Raw genomic sequence first — 22,420 nt, forward strand, 5'->3', positions numbered from 1 at the left:
CCCCTTACTGAAAAGTAAGGGGTTTCTTGTTTTCTAGCACTTCAAAGCTTCTTGATAAGCGATAGGGGTTATCAAATCTATCTTTTTAGTGTGAGCTTAGTCCCATCAAATTTGAGGTGACTGAGGAGGTTTTTAGCGTTGTTTTTACCAACCTCATCAAACTCCATTCCGTAGCGAGCATAGTGCGTTGATTTTTGTAAATTACAAATACGACCTCGCAACGGCGCTAGCATACGACTTTCTCCGGGCATCGTTAGATCCAATGAAACGTGGTCACCAACCTGAAGTGGTCGGCTCATCGGTGATGTTACAAAACGACAGCCACTACGAGATAAATCTCTTATTTCGCATTCAGTTCGATAGGCTTCTAAACAAACACGCGCTCTCAAATTTACTTCGTAACGCACTTCTTTGCGAAGCTGAAAGACCTGCATAGTGTTGGGTAGGTCTAGCACCAAAATTGGGTACGGATCGCCTAGTCGATGCTGTAATTGGGCCCGAAATGGGATAACGGCCCCTTCACCTCGATGAGAGTAGGCTTTTACATTGATCCAAAAGCCTTCCTGAAAATAGAACTTCAAGTCTTCATCAGAGATGTTCGGAACCTCTATCAATGCAGTATTATTTGAGTGACAGCCAACAAATGTGCTGGTTGTAATAAACTTTGTACCAACGGGGGTGGTGACGTTTAAGCTCACTTCACTGCCGTGTTCGACCATTGCCATTGCATCGGTGCTATTTAATGTACTTGCCTGACGTTCTGGTGCCTTCTTGCTTTGCAGAGGTAGCTTGCCGTCTCTGGCAATTGGGCTCATATTTCTCATTATAATTGTCGTACCTGATGTAAGAAGGTAATCGCGTGAGGCGAAGCAGCACTCCCGCATAGTATCGATTTTATTCAGTGATATAGTTTGATTCAATCAATCTGTAACAAAAATTAGAGAGCAAGATATGCATAAAGTAACTCATGAAGCCACGAATAGTACATTCTGGGTTGATTTAGAGCAGGGCTATAAAGCCAAGTTGATTTACCAGCTTGAGGGTAATGTCATGCACATTACATCAACGGTTGTTCCTGAAGCACTGCGAGGTAAGGGATACGGAAAAGTGATGATGGAAGCGGTGTTGCCAGAAATTGAGTCACTCGGTTATCAAATCAAACCAGTTTGCCCATATGTTATTCACTACATGGAGAAGAACCAAACGTGGTCACATCTGCTCGCATGATGAGTAACAACCACCAACGCTACCAAAATATTGGCCAGGAACTCAATCTAGGTAATTACCGCTCTGTAGAAGTCATACAATCGCTATGGGGAGGCTATGGAGAGTTAGTCCGAGTTACTTATTCTACTCGTTCGGTGATCATTAAGCATGTAAAACTCCCTAAGCCTTCAGAGCATCCTAGAGGCTGGAATACGGACCGTTCTCATCAAAGAAAGTTGCATTCTTATCAGGTGGAAGTGAATTGGTATGAGCATTTTTCCGGAGGGGTGGATACTCGCTGCCGAGTACCACAAGGTCTAAAAACGTTCCAATCGGAGAATGAATGGCTCATTGTGATGGAAGATCTCGCCGAGGTGGGCTTTCCAAAAGTCATCACAGATGCACAGCTAGAGCATCTACAAGCCTGCCTCACTTGGTTGGCGAACTTTCATGCGCGATACATCGATGTTCGTTCGGATAAGTTGTGGCATACCGGAACATACTGGCACTTAGCAACCAGACCCGACGAGCTTGAAGCATTGCAAGACACTGAGCTACAAAATGCGGCTCAATTGATTGATCAAACGCTTTCGCAAGCTAAGTTTAAAACACTAGTACATGGTGATGCCAAATTGGCGAACTTCTGTTTTGATGAAGAAGAATCAAGCGTTGCTGCGGTTGACTTTCAATACGTTGGATGTGGGGGTGTAATGAAAGATGTGGCACTGTTTATGAGTAGCGCCGTTAAGCCAGAACGTTGTGCAGAGATGGAAGTTTGGGTTTTGGATACGTATTTTGCTCAGTTGCAACACGCGCTAATGGGCTATCAACCGAATCTTGACCCTAATGAAGTCGAGCGTGAATGGCGTCCTTTGTTTGCTGTGGCTTGGGCAGACTTTCAGCGATTTGTGAAAGGTTGGAGTCCCGACCACTGGAAGATCAATCCATACACAGAAGCATTGACTCGCAGAGCGTTGGCTTACTTACGAAAGTGAGTCGAAGTTTAAAAAGAAAAGCCTCCAATTAGTAGGAGGCTTTGTTTTATCTTTGGCCTGGTCTGATGCGCGCCATGTAATAGGTATTGATGAATTCACCATCACGGAAGGAACCGTCAATCGCTTCACCCTCAATTTGAAATCCATGCTTTTTATAAAGCCCAATGGCGGCGTCGTTATCGGCATTGACCTCTATCTGAATTCTTCTCACATTTAACCAGTTATCTGCTAGTTCAGTGACTGTTTCTATCAACTTGCTACCAATACCGAGTCCGTGGAAACTATCATGTACTCCGATGCCAAACGATGCCGTGTGCATCGTTCTTGGACGTAGAGAGTGGTGAAAGCCAATATTACCGACGACTTTACCATCAATTTCAGCGACATAGCTATAAACACCATCAGGTATGTTTGACAATCTTTCCACCCACATCGCGAGCGAAGGCTTTGGGAGTTGCAGGGTTTCACGTTGTGCTTTTGGTTGTGAATAGATTTCTACGAGTGCCGCTGCGTCTTCGACGGTCGTTGGACGTACGATAATTTCCATGCCTCTCTCCTTCGCTTTTTAGTTTTAATTTTTAATCTAACCACAGTTTTCTTATTTGGATAGTGTTTTTTTATGTTTAATGGATAAATGCCTTTTAAATTAGCTTGTTATGATGTGTTTTTTTGAATTTTTAGTAGTGATTTGTCATCGAATTGAACGAGTAGATTGCAAAGGTGTTGAATTATTGTACTGAGAATGGCGCGTACTGCAGAGTATCGTGGTGAATTTCATGTCGCAGTAAATAAACGCATTTAGTCAAACTGTGACGACGGCACTGTGCGTCAGTTGACTTGAATCAATAGAGGATGGAGTTACCTCCTATGAGGTATAGGGAAACGACACGTTTAGGGCTATTTATGCTTAACTTGATAAGGGAGTTTTGTTGAGGAAATAGCATGAAATCCTCTCAGTCTAAAATATCGCAAAGTCGGCGCCGATTTTTGCGTGATACAGCTCGAACTGCGGCTGGTGTTGGCGCAGCTGCGTGTGTATTGGGCTTACAATCGCTACAAAGCCAAGCTCGAGAAACCAAAGGTGTGCCTATTCGTCCGCCTGGTGCATTGCCGGAAGGCGATTTCGAATCAGCTTGTATTCGATGTGGCTTGTGTGTTCAGGCATGTCCTTACGATACCCTGAAACTTGCGACATTACTTTCACCCGTCGCGACTGGCTCACCTTACTTTACTGCACGTGATATTCCCTGCGAAATGTGCGAAGACATTCCTTGTGTTGTCGCTTGTCCGAGTGGGGCGCTGGATCCGAAACTAACCGATATTGATGATGCTCGAATGGGTACAGCGGTTCTTATTGACCATGAAACTTGCCTTAACTGGCAAGGGTTACGATGCGACGTTTGTTATCGCGTTTGTCCGCTGATTGATGAAGCCATCACGTTAGAGATGGTTCACAACGATCGAACTGGCTATCACGCCAAACTTATCCCTACAGTGAATTCCGAAGTGTGTACCGGATGTGGTAAGTGTGAACAAGCGTGCGTGTTGGATGTCGCTGCTATTAAAGTCGTCCCGACGGATTTGGCGAAAGGTAAAGTGGGCAGCCACTACAATTTTGGTTGGAAAGAGCTCGACAAACCACTCGAAAATATCCTCCCTAGTGAGACGCCTGTGCCGGAAGGTGCGCTTGAATCGCTAAAAGGAGGTAAGTAATGGCAAAGAATTTAGCTCAAAATGCTGGCAAAGAAGCGCTTGAAAAGCTTGGTTGGTGGCGCGCGCATCGGTTTTTGATTTTACGTCGGCTATGTCAGTTCACCATCATTGCGCTGTTTATGGCTGGGCCGACGCTGGGAATTCTAACTGGTAATCTGTCATCAAGTATGTTGCTCGATAACGTGCCGTTAAGTGACCCGTTAATTGTGCTTCAAGCTTTGGCGACAGGGCATGTTCCGGAGTTTAATGCGTTGTTAGGCGTAGTGATTGTCGTGGTGTTTTACGCGATTTTGGCGCCGCGCGCATTTTGTGCTTGGGTGTGCCCGTTGAACATCGTGACAGACTTGGCGGCGTGGTTGCGTCGAAAGTTCAACATTAAAGTGAGCTATCGTTGGTCTCCCATGATTCGTTATTGGCTGATCCCTGTTTTGATGTTGGGCAGTGCGCTATCTGGCGCGATTCTTTGGACATGGTTAGATCCAGTTGCGGCACTGCATCGCGGGTTGGTGTTTGGTATGGGCGCAGGTTGGGTGCTAATCGCCCTAGTGTTTGTGTTGGATTTACTCTTGGTTGAGCATGGGTGGTGTGGGCACTTATGTCCACTGGGGGCTACCTATGGCGTGATAGGCCGAAAAAGCCTGTTGCGCGTTACTGCTGTTCGGCGCGAAGATTGCACCAAATGCATGGATTGCTTTTACGTTTGCCCAGAACCAGAAGTGCTTCGGCAGCCTTTGAAAGAGGGAGATCGTCGAGTTATGGATCAAAACTGCATTAGCTGTGGCCGTTGTTTGGATGTGTGTCCAGAACATGTGTTTGAATTTAAAAATCGCCTATCAGTAAAAGTCATTGATTAAGCCACTGAGCACATTTACTCATGCTTTAGTTCTCTTGATACTTGAACATCGCGCTTAGCCAGGAGTTAAGCGCGATGTTTATCTTCATAACAATATTCCTCAGCCATATCTGCTTGCTCTGGGCTTAAAATAATAATGATATTGCGAATTTGTTACATTTAAAGCTATGATGATGCCTTCATATTTAAAGGAAACATCATGACTACCTCATCGCACGGCTGGAGAACGCCGCAAAATTTCCTCCTGTTAATTTCCATTATCGTGCCCATTGCTTTTTCTACCTGGATGGCGTTGTTGAACAACTTTGTTATCGAGAAAGCAAACTTTGATGGTGCAGACATAGGCCTATTGCAAAGTGTGCGCGAAATTCCGGGTTTTTTGGCCTTTACCGCCGTGTTTGTATTGCTGTTTATCCGAGAGCAACGCTTTATGCTCGTCTCTTTGGCGATGCTTACGCTTGGTACGGCATTAACAGGTTATTTTCCCACTTTGTACGGTCTACTTTTTACAACCTTGTTAATGTCCACCGGCTTCCATTACTTTGAAACACTCAAGCAGTCTTTGTCTTTACAATGGCTATCTAAAGAAGAAGCGCCAGAAATGCTGGGTAAGTTTATTTCTGTTGGAGCTTTGGCTTCTCTGTTTACCTACGGCGCCATTTGGGTTTCGCTCGAACAGCTCAAACTTGATTTTAAAACGGTCTATTTAATGGCTGGTGGTTTAGGTTTTGTGCTCATTTTGGTGATGGCATTTGCCTTCCCACAATTTAAGACAAAAGTGCCTCAGAACAAGAAGCTCATCCTGCGTAAACGTTACTGGTTATACTATGCGCTTACGTTTATGAGTGGAGCACGCCGTCAAATTTTTACGGTGTTCGCTGGTTTCTTGATGGTAGAAAAGTTTGGTTACTCCGCCGCAGATATTACGTTGCTGTTCCTGATTAACTATGTCTTTAACTTCTTGTTTGCGAAGCGAATAGGCCGTTTTATCGGCGTTGTTGGTGAGCGCAAAGCGTTGATGTTTGAATACGTCGGTTTGATCTTCGTGTTCGTCGGGTACGGTTTGGTGCAAACGGCAGAGTGGGCGGCAGCATTGTATGTTGTCGATCATTTATTTTTCGCGTTAGCGCTTGCGATTAAAACCTACTTCCAGAAAATTGCCGATCCTGCCGATATGGCGTCGACCGCAGGCGTTGCGTTTACGATTAACCATATTGCGGCGGTTGTAATACCTGTTACGTTTGGTGTGATTTGGCTGGTTTCACCTGCTAGCGTATTTTACATCGGCGCTGGTATGGCAGCAGTGAGCTTGCTGTTGTCACTCAATATTCCAGCGAAGCCGGAAGAAGGCAACGAAACTCGCTTGTTGAAGTGGAGTTAAGTTGGTACTCACTATCTAATCATTAAAGCGAATACCTGTAATTAGACTCGCTAAAAAGGGTGCTTATGCGCCCTTTTCTTTTTATTGCAAATAGATAATCCCTCCAATGGTTGTCAATGCATGCCACGTCCGTTAGGGTTTAGAACTAAGTATTTCGAAATAACTTGGGCATAACTGACGCGAAACAATAAGAGGGGAGCTATACAGTGCAGATACATGGCAGAGAGTTGGATTTAGATCTAGGAAGCCGTCACATCGTTATTCAGCGCCGCTATGAGGCGTTAGGTGCTGCAAACGACCTACTCATTGCTATTTGGTTTTTAATTGGTAGCTTTTTCTTTTTGAATGATTCGTTGATTGAAAGTGGTACTTGGCTTTTCATTGTAGGCAGTGCGCAGTTGATCATTAAGCCCCTGATAAAACTGATGAGTTTAGTTCATGTTGGTCGTTTAAATAAGCAACTTTCTGGCACATCAGCGAGCCGCTGAAATTACCGCTTCTTTTGAACACTCGCAAGCAAGAAGCCAACAGGTGAGTTATCGAGGGGAAAGACGGAAGATAACGTGGTCACAACACTAACCACGTTATGTTCAGTTTGAAGCTTCAGAATTTAAAACGGATACCAGAACAGTTGTGTGTCCATCACACGCTTGCTGATCGCAGCAATCACTATCACCGCAATCCCAGCCATGCAGATCATATCGGCTTTGGTCAGTGGTTTTAAGCTGTACCAAGTGCGAGAGGAGTGGCGGCCAAAACCACGTAGCGTCATCGCGTTTGAGATTTGATCGGCTCTGTCTAAACTAGAGAAAATCAGAGGTCCAAGAATCTTCGCGACGTTCTTCATACGATTGAACAACGGAGCCTTCTTGCTCAGTTCTACTCCGCGTGCTTGTTGCGCGTGCATGATGTTAACAAAGTCCTTTTTCACTTCCGGCAAGTAGCGCAGCGTTAAGCTTACGGCATAGGCGATTTTGTAAGGCACACCTAAACGGTTCAAGCTGGCTGAAAACTCTGTCGGATGAGTGGTAAATACAAACACCAATGCGATTGGGAACATGCTGAAGTACTTCAACGTCACTGTTACTAGGTAAAACAATGTCTCTTGAGTGAGCGAGTAATTACCGGGTAACGAGAGTAAAACCGTTGATGAACCCATGAACTCAGTACCTTGTTGCGGTGCTAACGCGAACATAAACAGGGCATTGATCAGTAATACCGTACCTGTACCGAATAACAGCGGTTTGTAGACATGAAAGGGCACTTTGGTCATTTTCAATAAGCCCAAACCCAGCACGATCAACAGCGCGATGATTCGCAAGTCAAATGTGGTCAATACCACCGTTACCCAAGCAATGAAAAGCAAGAACTTAGTAATGCCATTCAACTTATGAAGTGGCGATTGGGTATCGATGTAGTTGATACCAAACTTCATCTTATTGTCTTTCATGCCACCGCTTTCTCTAGTTGGTTTACGTCGTCGCTTTTTTGTTGGCGGTGCGCTTTTTCTACATTGATAAAGTGCTGCATAAAGCCATTGGTGTCCTCGATACCAACTTTCGTAGCCAACTCAAACAAACTTGTGGTAGTGAGGTTTGCTTGGTCTAGTAGCTCTGGACTGCTGAATACCTGCGTCATTGGTGCATCCGCGACTAATTTACTGTCTGCAATCACGATAGAGCGCGAGGTGTATTCCAACACTAAATGCATGTCATGAGAGATGATCATTACGGTTACGCCCAACTCGCGATTGAGCTTTTCGATGAAACTCAGCATAGACGTGTAGTTTCGATAGTCCTGACCTGCCGTCGGTTCATCAAGGATCAGAAGCTCTGGTTCCAAGACCAAAATTGACGCAATGGTTACGCGCTTTTTCTGGCCGTAGCTCAATGCTTCGATTGGCCAGTGACGGTATTTGCTCAAACCGCACAGCTCTAGGACTTCAAGTACTTTAGCGTCGATTTGTTTCTCTTCAACGCCACGATTACGGAGGCCGAAGGCCACTTCGTCGAAAATCATGTGATGGGAAATCATGTGATTCGGGTTTTGCATCACCACACCCACTTTCTGGCTACGCTCGAAGATGGTCAGTTCGTTAAGATCTTGACCATTCATGCTCATTGAGCCGCTATCCGCTTCAATAACGCCCATAATCAGTTTGGTGATGGTCGATTTACCCGAGCCATTTTTGCCAAGTACAGAGACAAACTCGCCACACTTGATGTCAAAACTCACGTCTTCTAACGCGTTTTTCTCACCGTCGTAAGAATAGGTGAGGCCACGGACTTCAAGCAAAGTCTCGGCTGGCGTTTTAGGTGGTTGTGCTGTTGAACCATCAAACCATGCTTGTACCGCTGGTTTATATTGCTCCAACGGTAAGGTAGTTAAGCTAGAAGGTTTTGCATCGCCCTCAATCGCGCAGCCTGCTTCTTTCAGTGCTGAAATATAAAGCGGTTCGCGGATGCCGTAATCTTCTAGTAGAGGCGACGCTAAAATTTCATCTGGCGTTGTATCGGTAATGATTTCGCCGCTTTCCATCAAGATAATACGGTCAACTGAGCAATGCAGAACGTCTTCAAGACGATGCTCAATGATTACTATGGTTTTGTCCGTTTCGCGGTGTAGATCATCGATGATCTCGATGGTTTTTTTACCCGTTTTAGGGTCAAGCGCAGCTAGTGGTTCATCAAACAAAAGGATATCGACGTCATCGACGAGAATGCCCGCCAAAGAAACACGCTGTTTCTGCCCGCCAGATAAATCGTGGGGAGAGCGATCTAACATCTGTTCCAAGTCGACCATTTTGGCCGTGGCTTTGACCAATGGGTACATGTCGATATTTGAAGTTAGCTGGTTTTCCAGCGCAAATGCAATGTCTTCGCCAATGCTCAAACCGACAAATTGGCTGTCCGTATCTTGGAGTACGGTGCCAACTTGCTCAGTGTATTGGTGCATGTCGAAAGGGGCGGTGTCTTGACCATTGATGGTCAATGTTCCACTGGTTTCCCCTTTGATTGCGTGTGGGATCAGTCCGTTAAGACATTGCCCAAGAGTAGATTTACCACTACCACTTGGACCGATAATGACGATTTTCTCTCCTTTCTCTATCCTTAGATTGATATTTTTTAGCGTCGGTTTGTCCAGCGACTCATATCTAAAAGAGAAGTTAGAAAATTCGATTGTCATTCGACATTAAGCCTCTGTTAAGTTACGGCTTTGCTTGTTACGTTTAGCGACAGACTTAAGAATGAAGAAGCCAACAATAGCAATAAGAATGGTGTTACCGATCGCGATAATAGAAAGCTGGGTAAACACTTTAGTGAACGGTTCTGCGTATAAAATCGTGTCGAGGAATGCAGAGCAACCGTAACCAAATACGTTGCCTAATAGCGCAAGTACTACGAATAACGCGAAGTCTTTCATATTGAAATCACCTTTCTCCAAACGGTAGCGCGTTAGAGAAGGGAATAGACCGATAATCAAACCAACAATACCTGAACCAAGTACCCAAGTGAGCCATACGCCCCAACCTGCAAATAGGTCAGTAACCCAGTGACCAATAAAACCAACCAAGAAGCCAACAAGTGGTCCAAATAGTACTGAGAACAATGCTAATACTGCCATTGCTGGTTTTAGCGTTGTGTTTGCAAACACAGGGATGCCAAACATAGGTAAGCCGCCGATACCGTAAAGAGCAGCACCGATTGCAATAACCACAACAGTTTTAGCGGAAAGATTCATAGATAACCTCAGTTCAATAGTCGATTTTAAAGAACGTTCATTTATATTGTTGGAAAGCGTTAGTTATTTGATTGTGTAACATATATTCAAAACAACCAAGCTGCTTATTGTTTGCTCTATTTTTCTTCAGGAAATGTGTGATTTGATTCACGCACCCCTTTGACTGGCTTTGGTTTTAGCAAGCATTAAAAATAAGGCGCGCATTATACAGAATATTAATAAAAGTGGGAATGCTATCTATCTGGATGGCTAGAATGAATCAGGGGCTGATCGTCAGCCCCTGATTACACGGTTTGATGTTATTTTTACCAATAAATGAATGCGCTATATGTTCATTAATGGTCGAGGTATAAATAGTTCTGCCAGCTCTTCATACGAATAAGCACTTTGCGCATCACTGATACGTGAGTAAAGCTGTCTGAATAAACTGCAACTTCAACCGCAGTACCCATTGGTAGGTGGTATCCACTCAAGTCGTCGGTAATTTTCAGCTTCGCAAAAACACGTCCGCTCGTGCGCAAGGCATCAGTCCCAAGCAGAGCGCCTCGCGCTTGAATTTGGCTTTCACCAATGGCTGGAATCACGTCAATGACTTCGCCACGGAACACTTTGCCCGGAATTGCGCGGAACATAAATTCTGCTTCAAAGCCTGGCTTCAAGCGTTGTAATGAGTTCTGTCTGAATGCCGCGGTGTACGTAATGTCTTCGGTATGTACGAAGGTCATTGCCGGGGCAAGTGGCAACGGCACAGCCATAACACCAGGACGCAAAGCCAATTGCGTAACGTAACCATCGGTTGGCGCACGAACGACGGTTTGCTCTAGGTTAAACTCTGCTTTACGCAGCTCGGCAAGAAGTTGCGCGACTTGGGTATTTTCGCCTCCGATTTCAGAGTCCAGAGCGATTTGCGCTTGTTCTTGTTGCAAAATCGCAACGTCTAACATGGCTTCTGCCGCTTTATACGCTTGGCGTCGAGTATCTAAATCTTGTTCAGTAAACGCGCCACGATCAAAGCCCCTTTGATATCGGCTAAACTCCCTTTGTGCTTTATCTCTGTCCGCTTGCGCTTTCAATACAGCAGCTTCTGCTTCTCTTAGATCAGACTCTAAACCCAACGCACCTTGGCTTGCTTCTTTGACTTTCGCTTCAAGGCGAGCAACTTCTGCTTCAAAAGGCACAGGATCGATTTTGAAAAGAATATCGCCCGTTTTGAGCGGTTGGTTGGCTTGGACTGGCACTTCCACCACGCGGCCACGCACGCCAGAGACGATAGGCGTAGTCGGGAACACTTGGTTACCCAATTGAGTAAATGGGTGGTTGTAGTTCATAAGCAGCACGAGTGTGCCCACTAACACTACGCCGCCAAGTACGGCGGTTGGAACGGTCCATTTGTTTAGAGGAATATTGAAAATTTTAAAAATGGCAATACAAAGAGCGGCGTAAGTCAGAATCAGCAATAAGTCCATTATTCGTCCTCTTTACTTTGTTCAGGCAAAGGCTTTTGCTGAATCTTTTGTTGTTTCAACATCGATACTTGGTTTTTGAGTTCGTTGACTTCATCGATGAGTTCTTCAAGGCGGTGATGAATGTCGTGTGTTTCTTGTTCTAGTTGTTTAAAACCCCAGCCGCGTTCCTTGCGCCATAATGTTGCCCAGATCCATAAAAATGGCCACAGCGCATGCAAAGTGAAAAGGCTGACCCAGCCAGCGTAGTGAATTGCGTCTTGGTGCGGGTGCTCTCTCTCTTTGGCGATTTCATATGGAATATCATGGATGACAATGATTCCGTAAAAGATCACTAAAGCAACGAAGATGAGTAACCCAAGTGCAAAATAGTCTAGAAACATCTTACCTACCTGTGCGTATTGCGAAATGGAAAATCTACGTAAATTAACAATTTAAGTATTTGTCTTAACTACAGATGAATCAAGCGGTTTTTATGTAGGAATTATGTTTATGCGATGTAAGTATCCACTGATGTTTATTGGCAGTTAAGGTGTTGCTGAGTACTTATTTAAACAAGCAGTGAAGTGATATAGGAAGGATAAGTAAAAAGTATACTAAAGCCCCAGGTGTCAACCGGGGCATGGTTTAAAGTTCGGTACAGACTTGGTTTCTGCCATTGGCTTTGGCGCGATAAAGAGCTTTGTCTGCACGATAAAAAGTTCGCTGAGTATTCTCGCCTTCTCGATGCAAGGTAATCCCTATGGATACGGTCAGCCCCCGTTCACCAAGAATATCGTCCCAACCATATTGATAAATCCGTTCACGATAATTCTCGGCATGCATTTCTGCGCGTTCCAGTTGGGTATTCTCAAGGATCACGAGGAACTCTTCACCACCAAATCGTACGCACGATGCGCCTTTAAATCTGAAGTAGGACGCCAGTTCCTGTGACACACTTTTGATCGCTTTGTCGCCAACCAAGTGGCTTAGTTCGTCATTGATGGATTTGAAGTGATCGATATCGATGACCATCAATGCAAATGCAGTATCGTGCAGAAGTAGATCTTTTAGTTTAACTTCTAACCAGCGTCGGTTGTGTAAAGACGTAAGTGGATCGGTAAAGACGTCCTGCTGTAGCTGAGCAACAGTATTTTTATGCTGCTTGGTGGTTTCTTTTAGTTCTTTGTTTTCTAGCTCTGACAAAATGAGTTTGAGTTGTAACTCAAAGCGTGAAAGTCGGCGTAGTTGAGCAGACCCTAACTCACCGATCGGAATATGTTTTACAAGATCAGATTCGATTCTATGCGCTTTTTTTTCACAATTTAATGCTTCTTGATACAACCCTTGAGAGGCGTAAACTTGACTCATCGCGTTATAAAAATGCTGAGTAACGATAGGAGATAGTTGCTTTTGAATCCTTTTACTGATGGAGTCCAACGTTAAATTAGCTAAAGAAGTGTGCCCTACACCGTTTAGACAATACGCAGTCTCAATTTTGACCATCGTGGATAACCAGTATGTCGTGGCACTACCCGTTGTATACTGAACATTCGAAATAGCCAGCAACGCATTGGGGTAGTCTTCTTGCAGACGATGTAATTTGGCTCGGTAGAGGTGAATTTGTGCGGCGAGGTTTTTATCACTGACGAGAATGCTCAGTTCTTCACATTCACTCAATAGTTCTTTGGCGTCTGCGGTACGGTTCAAGCTGATATAACAGGCAAGCATGTACAGCTTGTAACGAAGGCGTAGGGATCGACTGCCAATAGCGTGATCGATAGCATCTATTTTTTGATAATAACGTAATGCACGTTGGTGATCCCCATGGGCATCGCACAAATTACCCATTCCAATAATGGCCAATACGTACTCATCAATATAGCCGTACTCGACGGCGATATTGGTTGAAGCAACATACTCGGTTAATGCCGCATTGTAGTCACCTACTTCAACCAAACGCTCACTCAAGCTTGCTTTCACAGAAAGAATATCTTCTACATCCTCTGGTAAAACAAGCAACTCAAGCGCTTGTTTCAATTCACTAATGCTGTCGTTGAGCTGTTTGATCTCTCTTCGATACTCGGCGCTAATGATATAGCAATGCGCTTTCTCTCGGTTTGTTGACGCAATATGTAACCCTATGTGTTCCCATAGCGTAATCGCTTCTTCACCTGAAACGGAAGAAGGATCGATACCTGCGTCAGTCACCTTGCTAAGCAGTTGTTCCATTCTTCATTACCTCAATATAACTTTCTTCGAGCTGTTCTAACGTGAATGGGAAGGTCAGGATATCTTGCAAATACAGTATCGGTTTCGGGCCTTTGATTCCGCGTCGCTTCCATGGATAGATGTCTAACATCGCTTGGACAGTGCGGTAGACCTCTTCTGCTGCTTGACCTTTTTCTGCAATTAACATTGCTAGCCTGTTACTGGAAATTCTCGAGATGAGGTCGCTGGAGGTTGTCAATGCATGAACGAGCTCGGTACAAACATCGAGAACTTCGGGGTTTGAATGCTGAATCATAATGATGGCGTGGTTAGAGCGTTTGAGCTCCGTTTTAAACAAAACTAACTGTTCCCACCAGTAGGTCTCAGAAACGACATTAGAGAACTGTTTTTCAGGGTCGTATTCGTGTTGAGAGCGAATATGATTGATCAGCTTACGTGCTCGCTGCTCTAGTTGGCGTTTAGAGCCTCTTGCTTTATCCATGCTGATTCGATGAGTTTGTTCTTTGAGCATTTTGAGTGCGTGCTTACGGTATTTCTTGAACGCGTTAAACGCAGACTCAAAGTCACCTTGTTCTTCAGCGACTCGTGATTGTTGGAAGCAAATTTGGCTGAGTAGCTCACCGTGGTCGAAACTGAGTGCAGACTCTTCTGCTGCAAGTAGCAACTTGGCAGCGCTGTCTGTATTTTGGCGCAAAAGCTCAAGTCTTGCTCGGCTAATAAAAGAGTGTGCTTTCATCCAAACGAGGTCATGCTCAATGGCGAGCTGGTGGGCTTTTTGGGTGGCTTCTTCGGCCGCATCAAGGCGTTCTAGTCCAAGCAGTGCTAACCCTTTAAAGTCCCAGATCTCGGCTTGCCACGTACTGTCATCATGATCTTTTAATACTTCGGTTGCTCCATCCAGTACCGTAAGCATCTCGACAAACTTATTTAGTAAGTAATAGTCCCAAGCTAATAGGATGCGCGCTTTGCCTTCTAACCAAGCAATACGAACATTGTTTGCCACTTTAACGGCTAACTCATGAGTTGAAGCGGCAAGTTGGTGTTCATTAGTGATGCGCCATACATTACCAAGCCCAATTAGAGATTCGATTTGAATTTCAACATCATCAACAAGAGCAGATTGTTCGAGCGCATTAATCCAATATTGTTGCGCGGAATAATACTTTGCTTGGCCCCAATATTGGAGTGCAAAAAGATGGAGAATTTCCGGGAGATGATCGTCGGTTTCAAGCTGTGTTTGTTTGCTGTAAGCGTCTTTGACGAGTTTTAAGCCTTGTCGGTAATCCATTAGGCACCAACAGCATTGCGCCATGATGAGTAAGGCTTTGATCTCTCCGTCCACAAATAAAATTTGTTCCGCGCGGATACGATATTGCTGCGCAATATTAAAGGTATGTTTAGGGGCCGATTTTATTTGGCCTTTAAGCTTAGTGAGATCATCTTCTAGCTGAATTTGGTTTTTATCCAACGTTCACATCCATGACTATCGAACTGGAAATCACACCTAATATTAAGTGGTTAGATGCATGTTTCTTTACCAAAGCGATGCGGATAACGTTTTGGTAAACGATCAGGGGCCGTAATGTATACCGTTACAACCCCTAATTACTACATCTAAATTACCAATAGAATAGCTACGATAGGAGCTGTTTGATTGTCAAAGGTGCATCAGAGACTTCCAACCTTTGTGCAGCGGTAAGACCTTGTTTATCCTGATAGCACAAATTATGCCAAGCTCTGAATATATCTAAAAGAGGTAAAATACCAGCAGGTCGTAATTTGCGACGTGGCTCGTTAATGAAGCTTTCGAAAAGAATCTGAAAGCGGTTTTGATAAAACTTCACATGACGAGTTGTCGCAACGTTAAACCATTTTTCAGGCTCATTTTGATCGCCAGCGAGGTAGCAAATGCCTTTGTGGTTTTCGTTTTGACTAGAGATTGCCCAACGATCGCGCCACCAACTCATATAGGCGATATCGACTTTGCCAAAGGGAGTGCTCATGTCCCAACTAGCGTCCTCTTCTACATACATCAAGTCGACACTTTTCTCTTTAATACGAGGTAAACAAACGCTCAATGCAGCTGAACGTAGTAGGGGATCTTGAGGCATGTATAGAGATACACGTTTGTTTGGGCAGCACATATCAAGTACGTGCAAATAGTGTGCATACGAGGTGTATGGCGGACGGACTAATGCCCCTTTTGAAGGGTAATGAAATACAGATAGATTACCAAGAGGGTCTTCTACGTTACCGCGAGCCAAAATTGTTTGGTATTTTTGGTCAATTCGCTCTCTGAGGTGATGAGAAGGTTCCGCAAGCGGCTCACTTGCTTCCGCTACGTACTCCTGGGAAACAAAACGAGACACCTCATCGTAAGGATTATGATCGAGAGTTGCGATTGGCTCTTCATCAGCGGAATAATTGACGTGCTGGCAAAGAATATAGCCAGAATGCGCTTCGCCAGAAACAATCCAATACACACCATTATTGCTGTTCGGTTGCAATGCAATATAGTTTGAGGCCAATTCATAATGCGTTGCGTGGTTTACCCAGCGCGCATCAATGGTTGCCAGCTTGCGGCGGCAGCGGCTAGCTATATGGTCAACATGATCGTAAAAGGTTTTTGGGTTAATACTAAGCTTGCGGCAGATTTCTCGTACGGAATATCCCGTAAACAATAAACCCATCAAGTTCTCTTGAAATTGAAGCTTCTTGTTGGCACCAGACCACTTGTCGACAAAGGTACATTGACACACTTTACAGCGGTAACGTTGGCGATCGCCACTGTAACCGAAAGCGTGATAGAGGTGTTTGTGAGTGTGGACAGAAAGTCCAAAGTTGTCGCAATCATCATTACGGCAAGCAGGCAACCCGTCACTGTGGACGTGCCGCAGGCGATGAAGTTCGTTCACGACATCGCGATTATTAAGTAAGGGGGGGAAAGCTCCACATTCACGGCATACCATCGCCGGACGCTTAGGGTTCGCATGTTGCAGAACGTAACGCTTTGCATCACTCAATCCAAAGTTGTCACACGCCAATGTTTTACAAAAGTTGAGTTGTAACCCATCTGCGTCTTTTGGCAGTTCGCCGTTAGACACAATCGCCCCCTCGGGATAATTCGGGCAGCCAGCATAACTCTGGCTGCAAATTATTACTTACTATTTGTTCTTAGATGTTGATTGCAGTTTCTAGTGCAACTTTCATCATGTCGTTGAACGACTTCTGACGCTCTTCTGAGCTTAGTTTTTCACCACGGATGATGTGGTCAGAAACTGTCAGGATAGTCAGTGCTTTCGCGCCTAGGTCAGCTGCTACGCCGTAGATACCAGCCGCTTCCATGTCTACACCTAGGATGCCTAGTTTTTCCATCTTCTCGAAGATGTCTGCTTCTGGTGTGTAGAACAGGTCAGCAGAGAATACGTTACCTACTTTTACAGGCACTTCCTGAGCGCGCGCTTGGTTAACTGCTTCTTCTAGAAGACCGTAATCAGCGATTGCTGCGAAATCGTGGTTGTTGAAACGGATACGGTTAACTTTAGAGTCTGTAGAAGCACCCATACCGATAACAACGTCCATTAGTTTCACGTCGTCACGTACTGCACCACAGCTACCCACACGGATAACGTTTTTCACGCCGTATTCAGCGATTAGCTCGTGTACGTAGATACAGCAAGACGGGATACCCATGCCGTGGCCCATTACAGAAACTTTTTTGCCTTTGTAAGTGCCAGTAAAGCCGAACATGTTGCGAACGTCACAAACTTGTTTCACATCTTCTAGGAACGTTTCAGCGATGTATTTAGCGCGCAACGGGTCGCCTGGCATCAGAACTGTTTCAGCGAAATCACCTGGTTGTGCGTTAATGTGTGGGGTTGCCATAAGTGCTCTCCAAAGTTTTGTTTTGATAAAACGCCTCTATTATAGAACGCTATTACCAATTCTGTTGAACTTGTTCGTTTTCGTTGAGGCAATAATATCGGGACGTACAGTAGCCCCTTGAGAGCTTAGTCACAAAAACCACGCATTTAGAAACTGCAACTACTATTGATAACCAAATCTGTTGAAATCAAAAGAGCAATCGATTTGCTTTTGAGCAGTTTGTCGATTGCGCGCACAAATTCTTTGTTTTTGGGCCAAACTTTTTTCTGACAGCTGGTTGATCGAAATACTTTCGAGTGAAGTAAAACGATTAAATTGTACAACTTATTTTCTTGTACAATCTGGAAAGGCTTGCTATAAGTTATACAACAAAACTTTTTGTATAGGGATGCGTCATCATGGAATCTTCGATCAAAGTAGGTATCAGTTCGTGTGTTTTGGGTGAACGAGTGCGTTTTGACTCTGGTCATAAGGTGAGCAACTTTGTGACTAAAGAGCTTAGCCCGTATTTTGACTTTATTTCGGTATGCCCTGAAGTCGGCGTAGGTATGCCAGTACCCCGTCCAACCATTCGTCTTGTTTCTAATGAAGAGCGTGTTGCATTGGTTGAAACCAAAAATCCAGAAAATGATCATACCGACAATATGCTCACTTACTCGGCCAATAAAGTAGATGAACTTCAAAGCGAGCAGCTTTGTGGTTACATCGTTTGTGCCAAGTCACCAACTTGTGGCATGGAGCGAGTCAAGGTTTACAGCAAGAACAGTGCTGCGAAAGAAGGTGTTGGCTTGTATACGCAAACATTGATGCAAAAAATGCCTTGGTTGCCTGTTGAAGAGGATGGCAGACTTAACGACCCTGTATTGAAAGAAAATTTTATCACTCGAGTATTTTGTCTAAATGACTTTTACGACTCGATGGATGGTGAGCCTACTCGTGGCAAAATCATCGACTTTCATTCGCGCTACAAACTGACGTTAATGGCACACCACCCAGAGTCATACCGCTCCCTTGGCCGCTTAGTCGCTGATGTCGCTAATTATGAAATTGAAGACTTTTACCAAGAGTATCGTTTAGGACTTATGAAGGCGTTAACGAATCGGGCTAGCCGCAAAAATAACACAAATGTGTTGATGCATTTACAAGGATACTTCAAACGCTCACTAACTAAAGAAGAAAAAGAAGAGTTAGCGACAGTGATTCACGACTACCGTATCGGAATGCTGCCTCTGTTAGCACCACTTACATTGATTAAGCATTACTTAAATACTTACCCAGACGAGTATTTAGCAAAACAGAAGTTTTTAGAACCGTATCCGCAGGAGATGAGATTACGCTATGGTTTGTAGTTCAGAAGAAAAACTATACGCGATCCGAGATGTCGCAGAAATCACGGGTGTAAAACCAGTTACGCTGAGAGCTTGGCAACGAAGATACAACTTGATCCAGCCTCAGCGAACAGAAAAAGGACACAGACTCTATCGCCAGCAAGATCTCGATACGATTCGCGAAGTCCAGAGTTGGCTCGCGAAGGGGATTTCGATTGGTAAAGTGAAGGGGCTGCTAGGAAAAAGCGCCGATGTCGAAGTCAAAAACGAGGTTCGCACACTCGAAGAAGTTGAAAACATGCTGCTTGCGCTGTCTACCCTGAATCGAGGAAAAGCAGAGAGTTTACTTGCCTCTGTTCTTAAAGAGTATCCACTAAAACTCGTTATTGATCAGTTTATTAGCCCAGTATTTGATGCGCTAGACATGGTGAAAGGATCGCTGCGATCTTTACAGGTCGGGTTATTTCAGACTTGTTTGATCACTCGACTTGCCCTTGTTATCGATTCTGAAAACAAAGCCGCTTCCAAAGGAAAGTGTCTGCTCATTAGCTTTGAACAAAACAGAGAGTCTGAGAGTTGGATTCAAGCAGCGAAGCTTTGCGAACAAGGGTATCACACGACTTTGATCGATAAGGTTGATGATGTTTCTGGTCTACTAGATCACGAGGTCGTTGAAAATGGTTCGTTTATCTACCTTTTCTCCAACAAAGCGCTAGCTGCTAAACAAGTAGCGTCCATCAAAATGCTTCACGCACAACTAGGTGATCGGATGGGGTGCTCTGAAGTGATAGAGAAATTACACCTAACTTAGTAGACAAAAGATAGGAGCTACCATGATTTTAGTATGGTTTCGACGTGACTTACGTACGTTAGACCACAAGGCACTCAAAGCGGCATTGGATTCAGGTCATCCTGTCGTCGCTTGCTTTATCGCGACGCCAGAGCAGTGGCGGGAGCATCACATGGCGCCGATGCAGGCAGACCTCATTGCTCGTCGCTTAGCTTGTCTTAACGAGGAGCTTGAAAGCCTTAATATTCCCTTTTTGTACAAAGAGGTGCCGTCGTTTTCCGATTGTACAGATGTGATTAGTGGGTGGGCGGAAACACTTGAAGCCACGTCTGTCATGGCAAACATTCACTATGAGGTGAACGAACGAGAGCTCGATACACAAGTAAGTGAAGCGTTAGCTTCTCACGATATCGAATTTGAACTGTTTCATGACAAATGTGTGCACGCGCCAACGACGGTTCTTAATAAGCAAGGCGAATATTTTAAGGTGTTTACGCCATTCAAGCGTGCTTGGTTAACGCAGTTCCATATGCCGACGGTAGTAAAACCTCACGAGCAAGCGCCACTCAATAAAAAGGTACTCGAACAATTAGAGTCGGCTCGATTTAATTCAAGCTTCACATTTAGCTATCCTCGAGAATCCAGTGAAGACTGGCTGGCTTCGACTAATGATATTTTGAAGCAGCTTAGGGAATTTGCACGGGAGCGCAGTGACGCGTATCAAAGCGAGCGAGACTTTCCAGCTATTGATGGCACTAGCCAACTGTCTCCATACCTTGCGATTGGCGCGCTATCACCAAGGCAGTGTATTGCTCGTTTGTATGCTGAAAATCAACAAAATGACCTTACAGAAGGGAAAGCAACTTGGTTAAGTGAGATCATTTGGCGTGAGTTTTATCAGCACCTATTGGTTTTCGAACCAAAACTCGTCAAAGGCAAAGGATTTATCGATTGGGAGGATAAAATCCAGTGGTCCTATGATGAGAAAGCCTTTGAGCGATGGAAGACAGGAACAACAGGATACCCAATCGTTGATGCAGCAATGCGTCAGCTCAATCAAACAGGCTGGATGCACAACCGATTACGTATGATTGTCGCGAGCTTTCTTACCAAGGACTTACATATTGATTGGCGATGGGGAGAAGCGTACTTCATGAGTAAGCTGGTGGACGGCGATTTTGCAGCGAACAATGGTGGCTGGCAATGGTCTGCTTCTACGGGTTGTGACGGGCAGCCATACTTTCGTATTTTCAACCCGATAAGCCAAGGCGAAAAGTTCGATGCTAATGGTGAATTTGTGCGCCACTGGGTACCAGAAATCAAAAGTGTACCGAACAAATACATCCATAAACCTTGGACTTGGGAGGGCTTTTCTTTACTGGAATATCACAAGCCGATGGTTGATCACAAGACAGAAAGAGAGATAACCTTACAGCTCTTTAAAAGTGCCAAGGAATAGAGTGAAATGCTTAGCAAAAAGCGATCAATGAGTTTCGCAAAACGTACCCTGCTATCTGTGTCGTTATCTTTAGTGAGTGGTCTATCATTCGCTAAGATGTACGAATTACCAGAGGATGGAAGCCGTTTAATTGGTCGCCTTGAAAACCACGTCGTGCAAGAAGGCGAAACCATGGCAAATATCGCTAAGCTCTACGATGTGGGTATGCTAGGTTTAATGGCCGCAAACAAAGGCGTGGATCCCTTCTTACCAGAAGAGGGGCATGTTCTTACTATTCCGACACAGCTAATCCTCCCAGACGTACCTTATAAAGGTATCGTTATTAATCTAGCCGAGCTGCGCTTATATTACTTTCCGAAAGGAGAGAATATTGTCCATGTATTTCCTGTCGGAATTGGCCGAATAGGGCGCGATACCCCAGTAATGACAACGCGTATCAGCCAAAAACGACCGAACCCTACATGGACTCCTCCAGCCTCTATTCGTGCCGAGTACAAAGCAAAGGGCATTGACCTACCAGCCGTTGTTCCTGCGGGGCCTGATAATCCACTTGGTATGTTTGCATTGCGTTTAGCTTACGGGAATGGCGAATACCTAATTCATGGTACCAACAAGGACTTTGGGATTGGTATGCGAGTCAGCGCGGGTTGTATTCGTATGGACCCAAGTGACATTGAGTGGTTATTTGACAAGGTTCGTAACGGCGAAGACGTTAACATCATTAACCAGCCTATCAAAATGACACTTGAGCCTGACAGAAGTGTGTTCTTAGAAGCACATGAGCCTTTGACTCGTAGTAATGGCGAGAAAGATGAACTCAAAGTGCCGAAAGAGTTAAAGTGGTGGCTGGATGAATTCGGTATGAAAAACGTGAAGGCTAAAGCAGCAATCGCTGCACAGAATGGGGTTCCCGTCGAAATAACCGCGCCTTAACGGGCGTTAAGACGCGGTATCAAATCTTACTTAGTGTAAGACTGAGCGATGTTATCGATACGCTCGTTAGCACGCTCAGCTTCTTCTTGAGCAGCCATTGCTGCTGCGCCTGATTTTTGAACGTCAGATTGAAGAGCTTGTACGTCTTGGCTTAGTTGGCTAACTTGGTTGCTTAGTTCGTCTAATTTTGCTGCATTTGCTGTAGCTGCGTCATCAGAAGAAGCACAACCGGCTAGTAGAAGTACTGAAGTTGCTGCAGCTGCGATCAACGTTTTGTTCATATAAGAACTCCTTGCTTATAGTGAAAGTCTCGCCACTAACTATTATTTTATACAGTAGCGAGGTTAAATGTGGTTACATTTTATCAGTACATGATGTAGCAAAAGTCAAAAAAACCCAAGAATTTCATGGAGTACCTGACGTCAACTTTTACCTGAACTTAACAAAGTTTAACTACCTATC

Annotated in this window: 22 protein-coding genes; 10 read left to right on the forward strand and 12 right to left on the reverse strand. The window is 44.6% G+C overall.

Annotated elements, in window-relative coordinates; genetic code table 11:
• Positions 1–77: 77 nt before the first annotated feature.
• Complete coding sequence (locus R8O70_RS01180) at positions 78–824, reverse strand: flagellar brake protein (RefSeq protein ID WP_042521645.1); 747 nt, start codon at positions 822–824, stop codon at positions 78–80.
• A gap of 127 nt (positions 825–951) precedes the next feature.
• Here R8O70_RS01180 and R8O70_RS01185 point away from each other — a divergent pair, with 127 nt between their 5' ends.
• The gene (locus R8O70_RS01185; protein WP_064369632.1) at positions 952–1,227 is read left to right on the forward strand and encodes a GNAT family N-acetyltransferase; all 276 of its coding nucleotides are present in this window, start codon (positions 952–954) and stop codon (positions 1,225–1,227) included.
• Positions 1,224–2,201, forward strand: a complete 978-nt coding sequence (locus tag R8O70_RS01190; RefSeq protein ID WP_258623853.1) for an ecdysteroid 22-kinase family protein — start codon at positions 1,224–1,226, stop codon at positions 2,199–2,201. Before R8O70_RS01185 ends, R8O70_RS01190 begins: the two co-directional genes overlap by 4 nt.
• 46 nt (positions 2,202–2,247) lie before the next feature.
• On the opposite strand, the gene R8O70_RS01195 is transcribed toward R8O70_RS01190, so the two are convergent.
• Positions 2,248–2,748 (reverse strand): GNAT family N-acetyltransferase, encoded by a 501-nt coding sequence (locus tag R8O70_RS01195; protein WP_017820512.1) that lies wholly within the window; start codon positions 2,746–2,748, stop codon positions 2,248–2,250.
• Between the two features lie 395 nt (positions 2,749–3,143).
• Between R8O70_RS01195 and napG the strand changes: the two genes are divergently transcribed.
• The 4 genes from napG (at position 3,144) to R8O70_RS01215 (ending at position 6,636) form a co-directional block, all read left to right on the forward strand.
• Positions 3,144–3,914, forward strand: a complete 771-nt coding sequence (gene napG, locus R8O70_RS01200) for a ferredoxin-type protein NapG (protein ID WP_064376387.1) — start codon at positions 3,144–3,146, stop codon at positions 3,912–3,914.
• Positions 3,914–4,768: a quinol dehydrogenase ferredoxin subunit NapH gene (napH, locus tag R8O70_RS01205; protein ID WP_258623827.1), complete on the forward strand. Its 855-nt coding sequence runs from the start codon at positions 3,914–3,916 to the stop codon at positions 4,766–4,768. The genes napG and napH overlap by 1 nt, the downstream gene beginning before the upstream one ends.
• 198 nt (positions 4,769–4,966) lie before the next feature.
• Positions 4,967–6,148, forward strand: a complete 1,182-nt coding sequence (locus R8O70_RS01210; RefSeq protein ID WP_005375129.1) for an MFS transporter — start codon at positions 4,967–4,969, stop codon at positions 6,146–6,148.
• Positions 6,149–6,354: 206 nt separating this feature from the next.
• Positions 6,355–6,636, forward strand: a complete 282-nt coding sequence (locus R8O70_RS01215; protein WP_025768568.1) for a YrhK family protein — start codon at positions 6,355–6,357, stop codon at positions 6,634–6,636.
• A gap of 122 nt (positions 6,637–6,758) precedes the next feature.
• Here the strand turns inward: R8O70_RS01215 and R8O70_RS01220 are convergent, their stop codons facing one another.
• From R8O70_RS01220 to deoD, 9 genes are all read right to left on the reverse strand, one after another.
• Positions 6,759–7,598 (reverse strand): energy-coupling factor transporter transmembrane component T family protein, encoded by an 840-nt coding sequence (locus tag R8O70_RS01220; RefSeq protein WP_005383942.1) that lies wholly within the window; start codon positions 7,596–7,598, stop codon positions 6,759–6,761.
• The gene (locus tag R8O70_RS01225) at positions 7,595–9,334 is read right to left on the reverse strand and encodes an ABC transporter ATP-binding protein (protein ID WP_186585108.1); all 1,740 of its coding nucleotides are present in this window, start codon (positions 9,332–9,334) and stop codon (positions 7,595–7,597) included. Before R8O70_RS01225 ends, R8O70_RS01220 begins: the two co-directional genes overlap by 4 nt.
• Positions 9,335–9,340: 6 nt before the next feature.
• On the reverse strand, positions 9,341–9,889 hold the full coding sequence (locus tag R8O70_RS01230; protein ID WP_005375133.1) for an ECF-type riboflavin transporter substrate-binding protein: 549 nt from the start codon (positions 9,887–9,889) through the stop codon (positions 9,341–9,343).
• A 335-nt stretch (positions 9,890–10,224) separates the two neighbouring features.
• Positions 10,225–11,355 carry an HlyD family secretion protein gene (locus R8O70_RS01235; protein ID WP_005375134.1) on the reverse strand — a complete coding sequence of 377 codons (1,131 nt, stop codon included), beginning with the start codon at positions 11,353–11,355 and terminating at the stop codon, positions 10,225–10,227.
• On the reverse strand, positions 11,355–11,735 hold the full coding sequence (locus tag R8O70_RS01240) for a DUF3302 domain-containing protein (protein ID WP_064376388.1): 381 nt from the start codon (positions 11,733–11,735) through the stop codon (positions 11,355–11,357). The genes R8O70_RS01235 and R8O70_RS01240 overlap by 1 nt, the downstream gene beginning before the upstream one ends.
• A gap of 244 nt (positions 11,736–11,979) precedes the next feature.
• Positions 11,980–13,563 (reverse strand): GGDEF domain-containing protein, encoded by a 1,584-nt coding sequence (locus tag R8O70_RS01245; protein WP_017820511.1) that lies wholly within the window; start codon positions 13,561–13,563, stop codon positions 11,980–11,982.
• On the reverse strand, positions 13,547–15,031 hold the full coding sequence (locus tag R8O70_RS01250; RefSeq protein WP_005375137.1) for a hypothetical protein: 1,485 nt from the start codon (positions 15,029–15,031) through the stop codon (positions 13,547–13,549). The genes R8O70_RS01245 and R8O70_RS01250 overlap by 17 nt, the downstream gene beginning before the upstream one ends.
• A gap of 166 nt (positions 15,032–15,197) precedes the next feature.
• The gene (locus R8O70_RS01255) at positions 15,198–16,667 is read right to left on the reverse strand and encodes a lactate dehydrogenase (protein ID WP_017635476.1); all 1,470 of its coding nucleotides are present in this window, start codon (positions 16,665–16,667) and stop codon (positions 15,198–15,200) included.
• Positions 16,668–16,737: 70 nt separating this feature from the next.
• On the reverse strand, positions 16,738–17,448 hold the full coding sequence (deoD, locus tag R8O70_RS01260) for a purine-nucleoside phosphorylase (RefSeq protein ID WP_005375140.1): 711 nt from the start codon (positions 17,446–17,448) through the stop codon (positions 16,738–16,740).
• A gap of 398 nt (positions 17,449–17,846) precedes the next feature.
• On the opposite strand from deoD, the gene R8O70_RS01265 reads away from it, so the two are divergent.
• From R8O70_RS01265 to R8O70_RS01280, 4 genes are read left to right on the forward strand one after another with little or no spacing between them, the layout of a single operon-like run.
• Positions 17,847–18,797 carry a YbgA family protein gene (locus R8O70_RS01265; RefSeq protein WP_017635475.1) on the forward strand — a complete coding sequence of 317 codons (951 nt, stop codon included), beginning with the start codon at positions 17,847–17,849 and terminating at the stop codon, positions 18,795–18,797.
• Entirely contained in the window at positions 18,787–19,587 is an 801-nt protein-coding gene (locus tag R8O70_RS01270) for a MerR family transcriptional regulator (protein WP_033906723.1), read from the forward strand. The genes R8O70_RS01265 and R8O70_RS01270 overlap by 11 nt, the downstream gene beginning before the upstream one ends.
• A 22-nt stretch (positions 19,588–19,609) precedes the next feature.
• Entirely contained in the window at positions 19,610–21,025 is a 1,416-nt protein-coding gene (gene phrB, locus R8O70_RS01275; protein WP_318184001.1) for a deoxyribodipyrimidine photo-lyase, read from the forward strand.
• Positions 21,026–21,031: 6 nt separating this feature from the next.
• Positions 21,032–21,958, forward strand: a complete 927-nt coding sequence (locus R8O70_RS01280) for a L,D-transpeptidase family protein (protein ID WP_017820509.1) — start codon at positions 21,032–21,034, stop codon at positions 21,956–21,958.
• Positions 21,959–21,984: 26 nt separating this feature from the next.
• Here the strand turns inward: R8O70_RS01280 and R8O70_RS01285 are convergent, their stop codons facing one another.
• Complete coding sequence (locus R8O70_RS01285; protein ID WP_005375145.1) at positions 21,985–22,239, reverse strand: Lpp/OprI family alanine-zipper lipoprotein; 255 nt, start codon at positions 22,237–22,239, stop codon at positions 21,985–21,987.
• Positions 22,240–22,420 lie beyond the last annotated feature (181 nt).

The sequence above is a fragment of the Vibrio sp. 779(2023) genome (assembly GCF_033344285.1).
Taxonomy (GTDB): Bacteria; Pseudomonadota; Gammaproteobacteria; order Enterobacterales; family Vibrionaceae; genus Vibrio; species Vibrio alginolyticus.

Bases quoted from the DNA above. Each gene is read 5' to 3' on its own strand.
- R8O70_RS01235 (WP_005375134.1), bottom strand. From the start codon at position 11,355: ATGGACTTATTGCTGATTCTGACTTACGCCGCTCTTTGTATTGCCATT.
- R8O70_RS01265 (WP_017635475.1), top strand. From the start codon at position 17,847: ATGGAATCTTCGATCAAAGTAGGTATCAGTTCGTGTGTTTTGGGTGAA.
- R8O70_RS01240 (WP_064376388.1), bottom strand. From the start codon at position 11,735: ATGTTTCTAGACTATTTTGCACTTGGGTTACTCATCTTCGTTGCTTTA.
- napH (WP_258623827.1), top strand. From the start codon at position 3,914: ATGGCAAAGAATTTAGCTCAAAATGCTGGCAAAGAAGCGCTTGAAAAG.
- R8O70_RS01180 (WP_042521645.1), bottom strand. From the start codon at position 824: ATGAGAAATATGAGCCCAATTGCCAGAGACGGCAAGCTACCTCTGCAA.
- R8O70_RS01270 (WP_033906723.1), top strand. From the start codon at position 18,787: ATGGTTTGTAGTTCAGAAGAAAAACTATACGCGATCCGAGATGTCGCA.
- R8O70_RS01280 (WP_017820509.1), top strand. From the start codon at position 21,032: ATGCTTAGCAAAAAGCGATCAATGAGTTTCGCAAAACGTACCCTGCTA.
- phrB (WP_318184001.1), top strand. From the start codon at position 19,610: ATGATTTTAGTATGGTTTCGACGTGACTTACGTACGTTAGACCACAAG.
- deoD (WP_005375140.1), bottom strand. From the start codon at position 17,448: ATGGCAACCCCACACATTAACGCACAACCAGGTGATTTCGCTGAAACA.
- R8O70_RS01245 (WP_017820511.1), bottom strand. From the start codon at position 13,563: ATGGAACAACTGCTTAGCAAGGTGACTGACGCAGGTATCGATCCTTCT.
- R8O70_RS01190 (WP_258623853.1), top strand. From the start codon at position 1,224: ATGATGAGTAACAACCACCAACGCTACCAAAATATTGGCCAGGAACTC.
- napG (WP_064376387.1), top strand. From the start codon at position 3,144: ATGAAATCCTCTCAGTCTAAAATATCGCAAAGTCGGCGCCGATTTTTG.
- R8O70_RS01230 (WP_005375133.1), bottom strand. From the start codon at position 9,889: ATGAATCTTTCCGCTAAAACTGTTGTGGTTATTGCAATCGGTGCTGCT.
- R8O70_RS01225 (WP_186585108.1), bottom strand. From the start codon at position 9,334: ATGACAATCGAATTTTCTAACTTCTCTTTTAGATATGAGTCGCTGGAC.
- R8O70_RS01195 (WP_017820512.1), bottom strand. From the start codon at position 2,748: ATGGAAATTATCGTACGTCCAACGACCGTCGAAGACGCAGCGGCACTC.
- R8O70_RS01210 (WP_005375129.1), top strand. From the start codon at position 4,967: ATGACTACCTCATCGCACGGCTGGAGAACGCCGCAAAATTTCCTCCTG.
- R8O70_RS01220 (WP_005383942.1), bottom strand. From the start codon at position 7,598: ATGAAAGACAATAAGATGAAGTTTGGTATCAACTACATCGATACCCAA.
- R8O70_RS01185 (WP_064369632.1), top strand. From the start codon at position 952: ATGCATAAAGTAACTCATGAAGCCACGAATAGTACATTCTGGGTTGAT.
- R8O70_RS01285 (WP_005375145.1), bottom strand. From the start codon at position 22,239: ATGAACAAAACGTTGATCGCAGCTGCAGCAACTTCAGTACTTCTACTA.